Source organism: Roseomonas sp. TS2 (genome assembly GCF_058833935.1).
Map to the genome: position 1 here is coordinate 1 of NZ_JCACVY010000194.1, position 7,914 is coordinate 7,914.

Annotated in this window: 10 protein-coding genes; 8 read left to right on the top strand and 2 right to left on the bottom strand. The window is 70.5% G+C overall.

All coding sequences use genetic code 11. The annotated features are described in order from the left end of the window. The 6 genes from ACZJYS_RS20765 to ACZJYS_RS20790 form a co-directional block, all read left to right on the top strand. A partial coding sequence (locus ACZJYS_RS20765) for a phosphate acyltransferase (protein ID WP_493180179.1) occupies positions 1-721 on the top strand: 721 nt, incomplete at its 5' end. Between the two features lie 25 nt (positions 722-746). Further along, complete coding sequence (locus ACZJYS_RS20770) at positions 747-1,703, top strand: beta-ketoacyl-ACP synthase III (protein ID WP_493180180.1); 957 nt, start codon at positions 747-749, stop codon at positions 1,701-1,703. A 147-nt stretch (positions 1,704-1,850) separates the two neighbouring features. After that, a complete protein-coding gene (locus tag ACZJYS_RS20775) occupies positions 1,851-2,072 on the top strand; it encodes a hypothetical protein (protein ID WP_109515343.1) in 222 nt (73 codons plus the stop codon). A gap of 197 nt (positions 2,073-2,269) precedes the next feature. Then, entirely contained in the window at positions 2,270-2,686 is a 417-nt protein-coding gene (dksA, locus tag ACZJYS_RS20780) for an RNA polymerase-binding protein DksA (RefSeq protein WP_109515344.1), read from the top strand. Positions 2,687-3,530: 844 nt separating this feature from the next. Further along, positions 3,531-5,630 carry an elongation factor G gene (fusA, locus tag ACZJYS_RS20785; protein ID WP_379634491.1) on the top strand — a complete coding sequence of 700 codons (2,100 nt, stop codon included), beginning with the start codon at positions 3,531-3,533 and terminating at the stop codon, positions 5,628-5,630. 8 nt (positions 5,631-5,638) lie between these two features. Next, complete coding sequence (locus tag ACZJYS_RS20790; protein ID WP_109515345.1) at positions 5,639-5,956, top strand: hypothetical protein; 318 nt, start codon at positions 5,639-5,641, stop codon at positions 5,954-5,956. A 9-nt stretch (positions 5,957-5,965) separates the two neighbouring features. Here the strand turns inward: ACZJYS_RS20790 and ACZJYS_RS20795 are convergent, their stop codons facing one another. Then, positions 5,966-6,286: a hypothetical protein gene (locus tag ACZJYS_RS20795; RefSeq protein ID WP_109515346.1), complete on the bottom strand. Its 321-nt coding sequence runs from the start codon at positions 6,284-6,286 to the stop codon at positions 5,966-5,968. 99 nt (positions 6,287-6,385) lie between these two features. Between ACZJYS_RS20795 and ACZJYS_RS20800 the strand changes: the two genes are divergently transcribed. Both ACZJYS_RS20800 and ACZJYS_RS20805 read left to right on the top strand, forming a co-directional pair. Next, positions 6,386-6,685 (top strand): hypothetical protein, encoded by a 300-nt coding sequence (locus ACZJYS_RS20800; RefSeq protein WP_379634489.1) that lies wholly within the window; start codon positions 6,386-6,388, stop codon positions 6,683-6,685. A 149-nt stretch (positions 6,686-6,834) separates the two neighbouring features. Beyond that, positions 6,835-7,029, top strand: a complete 195-nt coding sequence (locus tag ACZJYS_RS20805; protein WP_493180181.1) for a hypothetical protein — start codon at positions 6,835-6,837, stop codon at positions 7,027-7,029. On the opposite strand, the gene ACZJYS_RS20810 is transcribed toward ACZJYS_RS20805, so the two are convergent. Continuing rightward, a partial coding sequence (locus ACZJYS_RS20810) for an ATP-binding protein (protein WP_493180182.1) occupies positions 7,026-7,914 on the bottom strand: 889 nt, incomplete at its 5' end. The genes ACZJYS_RS20805 and ACZJYS_RS20810 overlap by 4 nt on opposite strands.

Sequence of the window (7,914 nt, forward strand, 5' to 3'; positions counted from 1 at the left end):
GATCGTGGTGAAGGCGCTGCCGGAGGTTGACCGGCCGGCGCTTGCCGCCATCGGCCCTTCGGCGCGCGGCGACGTGGTGCTGCTCGACCTTGGCGCCAACATCGTCTGCGACCCGCGCAACCTCGTCGAGTTCGCCGTGATGGGTGACGCCTTCGCGCGCGCGGTGCTGGGGCTCACCAAGCCCAGCATCGGCCTGCTCAACGTGGGCAGCGAGGAGCTGAAGGGCGACGACCGTGTCCGCCAGGCGGCCGAGATGCTGCGCGAGACGGTGCTGGCCCCCAATTTCCACGGCTTCGTCGAGGGGCACGACATCACCGCCGGCACCGTCGACGTGGTGGTGACGGACGGCTTCACCGGCAATGTCGCGCTCAAGACCGGCGAGGGCGCCTTCAAGCTGGTGGGCACGCTGCTGAAGCAGGTCTTCACCTCTTCGCTGGCGGCCAAGCTCGGCTACCTGCTCGCCCGCCCGGCGCTGGACCGGCTGCGCGAGTGGATGGACCCCCGACGCTACAACGGCGCCGTGCTGATCGGCCTGAACGGCGTGGTGGTGAAAAGCCATGGTGGCACCGATGCGCTGGGCTTCGCCCATGCGGTGGACGTCGCCATGGACATGGTGAACCACCGCTTCAACGACCGCATCCGCGAGGTGCTGGCGACGCTGCCGCCGCGCGGCAAGCCCGCCGTGGCCGCCGCCGCCGAGCCCGGCGTCAACGCCCGCTGACAGGCGGCCCCTGGGACCTCGCCGCATGACCTATCGCGCCCTGATCGCCGGAACCGGCGCCTACCTCCCCGAGCTGGTGCTGGACAACGAGGCCCTGGCGGCGCGCCACGGCCTCGACACTTCCGACGCCTGGATTCGCGAGCGCACCGGCATCCGCCAGCGCCACCTGGCGGCGCCGGGCGAGCTGGCCAGCGACATGGCCGCCGCCGCCGCCCGCGCCGCCCTGGCGCAGGCCGGCCTCGGGGTGGAGGCGGTGGACGCCGTCATCGTGGCCACCGCCACGCCGGATTCGGTGTTCCCCTCCACGGCGGCGCGGGTGCAGGCCAAGCTCGGCGTGACGCAGGGATTCGCCTTCGACATCGCCGCCGCCTGCACCGGCTTCGTCTATGCCCTCTCCGTGGCGGATGCGATGATGAAGGCGGGGCAGTGCCGCTGCGCGCTGGTGATCGGCGCCGAGGTGTTCTCGCGCATCCTGGACTGGGCGGACCGCGGCACCTGCGTGCTGTTCGGCGACGGCGCCGGCGCGGTGGTGCTGCGCGCCGCGGAGGCCGGCAGCACCGAGCGCGGCCTGCTCTCCTGCCATTTGCACGCCGATGGCCGGCATGGCGACATCCTGCAGGTGGAGGGCGACAGCGGCCTGCTGCGGATGACCGGCAAGGAGGTGTTCCGCCACGCCGTCAGCAAGCTGGCGAGCGTGGTGGACGAGGCGCTGCAGGCCAACGGACTCGACAAGTCGGACGTGAAGTGGCTGGTGCCGCACCAGGCCAATCTGCGCATCATCGAGGCGATGGGCCGCAAGCTCGGCCTGCCGCGCGAGCAGGTGGTGGTGACGGTGGACCGCCACGCCAACACCTCCGCCGCCTCCATTCCCCTGGCGCTGGCCGAGGCGACGCGGGACGGGCGCATCCGCCAGGGCGACCTGGTGCTGATGGAGGCGATCGGCGGCGGTCTTACCTGGGGCGCCGCGCTGGCGCGCTTCTGAGCCGGCCGCTCCCGGCTCCTCGCTGCGCTACCAGGTTTGTGACTCCTCCTCACAGGCATGCGTGTTGCGTGGAACGGCTCGGTGGCGTGAACGTTCCTGCGTGCAGATCCCGGCAACGGGTCCTCAGGCAGTGGAGCTTTCATCGAGATGTCGCCGGATATTTCCGCCGAGCCGGCCAACCGGTCCCTGGCCGACCGCAGCGAGTTGCCTTCGCGTGGCGACTGGCAGAAGGTCCAGCGCCCCGCCTACCATTCCGAGGAAGGCGAGGGCGACCGTTCCGACTGGACGACGCTGTTCAAGTCCGCCCTGGTGGTGATGCTCGGCGTCGCGGGGCTGACGGCGTTTCTCTCCGGCGTGATGGCGCAGTAGCCACCACCGGGCGCTTCCTGCCCCCGGAAGTGCCATCCTGCTGAAGCGGCCGGCAAATTGCACAGGCTCAGCGGAAATTTCATGGGGTAAGCCATACAACCGCCTCTTGGCTTCGAGGGGGGCGGCCCTGTATGGTCCGGCCGCCCTCAGGGGAAGGTTCGCGGGAACTTTTTCCCGAAGGCCGGGGGATCGAACCAATGCTGATTACGCTGCCGCCGGACTATCGGCCGTCTGACACTGAAGAATTCATGAACCCCCAGCAGCAGGAATATTTTCGCCAGAAGCTGCTGCGCTGGCGTCAGGATCTGCTGCGTGAGGCCGGAGACACGCTGGCCAGTCTGAGCGAGGGCGGTATCAGCGAGGCCGATCTGGCGGACCGCGCCAGTGTCGAGACCGACCGGGCGCTGGAACTGCGCACCCGCGACCGTGCCCGGAAGCTGATCTCCAAGATCGATCAGGCGCTGGAGCGGATCGCCAACGGCACCTACGGCTATTGCGAGGAGACGGGCGAGCCGATCGGCCTGCGCCGGCTGGAGGCGCGCCCCATCGCCACCCTCTCCATCGAGGCGCAGGAGCGCCACGAGCGCATGGAACGAATCCACCGCGACGACTGAGGGCGGGCCAGGGGAGGGGGACGCGCCCTCCTCAGCCGCCCCGCGGGCCTTGGGTGGCGCCGGGTAGGCCCAGCCTCGGCTGGATTGCCACCCTCCGGCAGCCTGGCCTGGCCGAGGCCCTCCTTCATCATTCGCCCGCCGGTCACGGCGCTCCGGGCCAGGAAGGCGGCGCCGGCCATGCCACGGCCGGTGCCGGCATTGCCGCCCACCCGGGCCATGCGGCCGGGCTCGCTCACCGCGAGCATGGCGTTGCTCCGACGCCTGCCGCCCTCAGAGGCGGAAGCAGGGGCGCCTCCGGGCCGGTGATCCGTGCCTGCCGCCAGGATAGCGACTGCGCCGGGACAGGCCGGTCCGGCCGCGCATTCAGGCCGGAGTGGAGGGTGACATGGATGCCGCGGATGCCCATATCCGAAGAGGCCGGCACTCCCGCCCCATCCTCTCTGCAGCGAGCAGTGACCTGGCGCCGCCGTGACGGACGGGGAGAGCGTTCCTACTTACCGCTTGCAATACACCCCGATCCGGTGCATCTGCGCCGCGACGGTGGGTGCGGTGAATCGCCCGGCGGTTTGGCCGCGCCCTCGGATCCGGCAGGCCCTGCGGTCCTGCGGCAGCGGTGGGCTGAGGGCAATGGTCCGGCCCCCCGAGGCCGCCGCCAAGGCTTGGGCGGTCCCGGACCGGCAAACAGAGCTTCAGGCGAGGGCGCGGAGGGAAGGCCGAGCCCATCGCGCATACCCCTTTCCCACGCGGCACCTGCCGCGTATGTCTTCCGCGCGGCAGCCGCCGCGTGACTTTTCCGCGCGGCTGGCGCCGTGCAATTTTCAGCGCGGCAGCCGCCGCGACGCGTATGGAGGCCCCCGTGGCGCGCACCCCGCTCGAGAAGATCCGCAACATCGGCATTACGGCGCATATCGACGCCGGCAAGACGACGACGACCGAGCGGATCCTGTATTACACCGGCAAGTCCCACAAGATCGGTGAGGTCCACGAGGGCAACACCACGACCGACTACATGGAGCAGGAGCGTGAGCGTGGCATCACGATCACCTCCGCGGCCGTGACGGCGATGTGGAACGACCACCGCATCAACATCATCGACACCCCCGGCCACATCGACTTCAACATCGAGGTGAACCGCTCGCTGCGCGTGCTCGACGGCGCGGTGTTCGTGATCGAGGGCGTGGCCGGCGTGCAGCCGCAGTCCGAGACCAACTGGCGCCTGGCCGACCGCTACAACGTGCCGCGCATCATCTATGTCAACAAGCTGGACCGCACGGGCGCCGACTTCTACCGCGCCGCCGCGACGCTGACCGAGAAGCTCGGCATCACCTGGGTGACGCTGCAGCTGCCGATCGGCATCGAGGACACGCTGAAGGGCATCGTCGACCTCGTCACGATGAAGGCGCTGGTGTGGGAAGGCGACGAGCTCGGCGCCAAGTACCACGAGACCGAGATCCCCGCCGACCTGGCCGACAAGGCCGCCGAGTACCGCCAGCTGCTGCTCGACACCGCCCTCTCGGTGGATGACGCGGCGATGGAAGAGTATTTCGAGAAGGGCGACGTCTCGGTCGAGACCCTGAAGAAGTGCATCAAGAAGGGCACCATCGCCGGCACCTTCCGCCCGGTGCTGTGCGGCTCCTCCTTCAAGAACAAGGGTGTGCAGCCGCTGCTGGACGCCGTGGTCGACTACCTGCCGAGCCCGGTGGACGTCGAGGGCATCAAGGTCGCCCCCGAGGAGGGCCAGGACGACGACCCCAGCGCCGAGCGCCGCGTCATCGAGATCAGCGAGCAGGCGCCCTTCTCGGCGCTGGCCTTCAAGATCATCAACGACAAGTACGGCAACCTGACCTTCATCCGGGTGTACTCGGGCGTGATCAAGCAGGGTGACACCATGCTGAACACGACCAAGGGTCACAAGGAGCGCATCGGCCGCATGTTCCAGATGCACGCCGACAAGCGCGAGGAGGTCAAGGAGATCTTCGCCGGCGACATCGTCGCGGTGGTGGGCCTGAAGGACACCGGCACGGGCGACACCCTGGCCGACCCGTCCGACCCGGTGGTGCTGGAGCGCATGGCCTTCCCGGTGCCGGTGATCGACATCTCCGTCGAGCCGAAGACCAAGGACGGCGTCGAGAAGATGACGCTCGGCCTGCAGAAGCTGGCCAGCGAGGACCCCTCGCTCCGCCTGAAGACCGACCAGGAGACCGGCCAGACCATCCTGTCCGGCATGGGCGAGCTGCACCTCGAGATCATCATCGACCGCCTCCGCCGCGAGTACGGCGTGGACGCCAACATCGGCGCGCCGCAGGTGGCCTACCGCGAGACGATCACCAAGCCGCACACCCACACCTACACGCACAAGAAGCAGTCGGGTGGTTCGGGCCAGTTCGCCGAGGTGAAGATCACCTTCGAGCCGAAGGAGCGGAACGAGGGCATCGAGTTCCACAACGGCGTCGTCGGCGGCTCGGTGCCGAAGGAGTATATCCCGGCGGTCGAGAAGGGCATCAAGGTCCAGGCCGACACCGGCGTGCTGGCCGGCTTCCCGACGGTGGACTTCAAGTACACCCTGACGGACGGCAAGTACCACGACGTCGACTCCTCGGCCCTGGCTTTCGAGATCGCCGCCAAGGCCTGCTTCCGCGAGGGCATGAAGCTGGCCGGCCCGGTGATCCTGGAGCCGATCATGGACGTCGAGGTGACCACCCCGCAGGACCATGTCGGTGACGTGGTGGGCGACCTCAACCGTCGCCGCGGCGTGATCCAGAGCCAGGACATGGCGGGCACCTCCGTCATCGTCCGCGCCCATGTCCCGCTGAAGGAGATGTTCGGCTACATCTCCAACCTGCGTGGCATGACCAAGGGTCGCGCCTCCTTCTCGATGCAGTTCCACCACTACGATCCCGTGCCGCGCAACGTGGCCGACGAGATCATGAAGCAGTCCGCCTGAGGCTGACGATGCGGCTCCGCTGGCAGCGCGGCCGCATCGAGGATCCGGGGCCCGGCGCGGCAGATCCGCACCGGGCGCTGGAATGGGTTGGTTGCGACGACGCGGGCGATCCCATCGCCCGCGTCGTTCGCGTTCGTGGGCCGGTGATGTTCCGCTGGCACTGGCGCCATGCCGTGGCGCTGGACGACGAGGCGCGGGTGGTGGAACTCCGCCCCGACATGCCGGAGGACCGCTGGCTGGTGGTGGTGCGGGAGCGCGTTGTGGGCCGCGCCAGCCTGCCGCTCGCCGCCGTGCGCCGGGCCGAGGCGATGCTGCGCGGCGGCTAGCCCCCCGCCTCAGCTCGGCAGGCAGCGGATGATGTCGCGGTGGCCGCGGGCCAGCACCGGGCGCGTGCCGTCCGGGCAGGCCATGCCGGCGTCGCGCCGGGCGGGGGCCAGCCCCGCATCCCAGGCGCCGCCGCCCGGCGCCCTGTCCATCGCGCGGTCGCAGCGGCCGGGCACGCCCTTCACCGGGGCGCCGCCATTCGGGCAGAGCCAACGGCGTATGGCCTCGAGTTGCGCGGCATTCGGCCGGCGTGGCGGCTCAGCCCAAGCGACGGGAGCCGTGCCGAGCAGGAAGAGGGCCAGCAAGGCCGCGTTGCGCCAGCGATGCGTCATGGGTCGCTGCATAGCATGCCGGGCGGCGCGGTGCCGATTTCAACATGACAAATCGGAAAGGTCTTGAACCGGAACCGGTTTGGCGCAACATCATGCTCCATGGACCCGCGATCGCACGACCGCCCCGTTCTCGACATGACGCCCGAGGGCGAATTCCGTGGCCCCGCGCCACGCCCGACGACCTGGCTCGACCGGCTGCTGATGCGCCTGGGCGGCGTGGCCGCGCTGGTGGCCATCGTCGCCGTCGGCATTGTCGTGGCCGGCATCGCGGTGGCCTTTTTCGCCCTGGCGCTGCCGGTGGCCCTGGTGGCGGGGCTGGTGGCCTTCGGCAGCCTGTGGTGGCGCGCCAAGCGCAACGGGCAGGCCTTCCGCATGTCCGCCACCATGATGCGGCGCTGACGACGGAACGCTCACCTTCTCCTTTTTCCATCAACCCGGGCCGTCTCTACGAGGTCCGGGACGATGGGCGCGTCTATACCGAGGAACAGCCCGGGCAGCCCGAGGCGGTTGGACGCATCCGCGCCATACGCCTGTGGTGGATCGCGGCCGTGGGCGCCAACGTGGTCAGCATGGGGGCGGCGGCGGGCAGCTACATCCTGCTGGGCCTGCGGGCCGGAGCCCTGATGGGGCTGCTGGTGATGGCCACCGTGCCGTTGCTGGCCGTGGCGCCGCTGCTCGATTGGCGCCGGCAGCGCATGGCGCGGCAGTGGCACGCCGCCCGCCCGCGCCGCTTCGGGCTCTAATTCACCGGCTGTGGCTGGCGCAGGCGCTGCCGGTAGGTCAGCGCCTCGGCCATGTGCGGCCGGGCGATCCGCTCCGCCCCCGCGAGATCGGCGATGCTGCGCGCCACCCGCAGGCAGCGGGTGAAGCCGCGGTTGGATAGCCCCAGGCGCAGCGCCGCCTGCTCGGCCAGTGCCAGCGCCTCGGGCTCTGCCAGGGGGGTGAGCGCCTCGAGCGGTGCCTCGGCATTGCTGGGCGGCCCGCCGGCGCCGAAGCGCGCCACCTGCCGCCGCCGCGCTGCCGCCACCCGCGCGGCGATGGCGCGGCTGGTCTCCCCGGCCGGTGCCCGCGCCAGCTCGCCGGGCGGTATCGGCGCCATGCCGATGGTGAGGTCCATCCGGTCCAGCAGCGGGCCGGAGAGCTTGGCCTGGTACTGCTCGCCGCAGCGGGGCGCCTGGCCGCATTCCCGAGACGCCTCGCCCAGATGGCCGCAGCGGCAGGGGTTCATCGCCGCCACCAGTTGCAGCCGCGCCGGGTAGCGCACATGCGCCGCGGCGCGGCTGATGACGCATTCGCCCGTCTCCAGCGGCTGGCGCAGCGCCTCCAGGGCAGGGCGGGGAAATTCCGGCAGCTCGTCCAGGAACAGCACGCCGCGATGCGCCAGGCTGATCTCGCCCGGCCGTGCCCCCGGCCCGCCGCCGATCAGCGCCGCCTGGCTGGCGGAATGGTGCGGGTCCCGGAAGGGCGGGCGGGCGGAGATGCGGCCAGATTCGATCAGCCCGGCCACGCTGCGCACCAGGCTCACCTCCAGCGCCTCCGCCGGCGTCAGGTCGGGCAGCAGGCCGGGCAGGCGGGCGGCGAGCATCGACTTGCCCGCGCCGGGCGGCCCGACGAGAAGCAGATTGTGC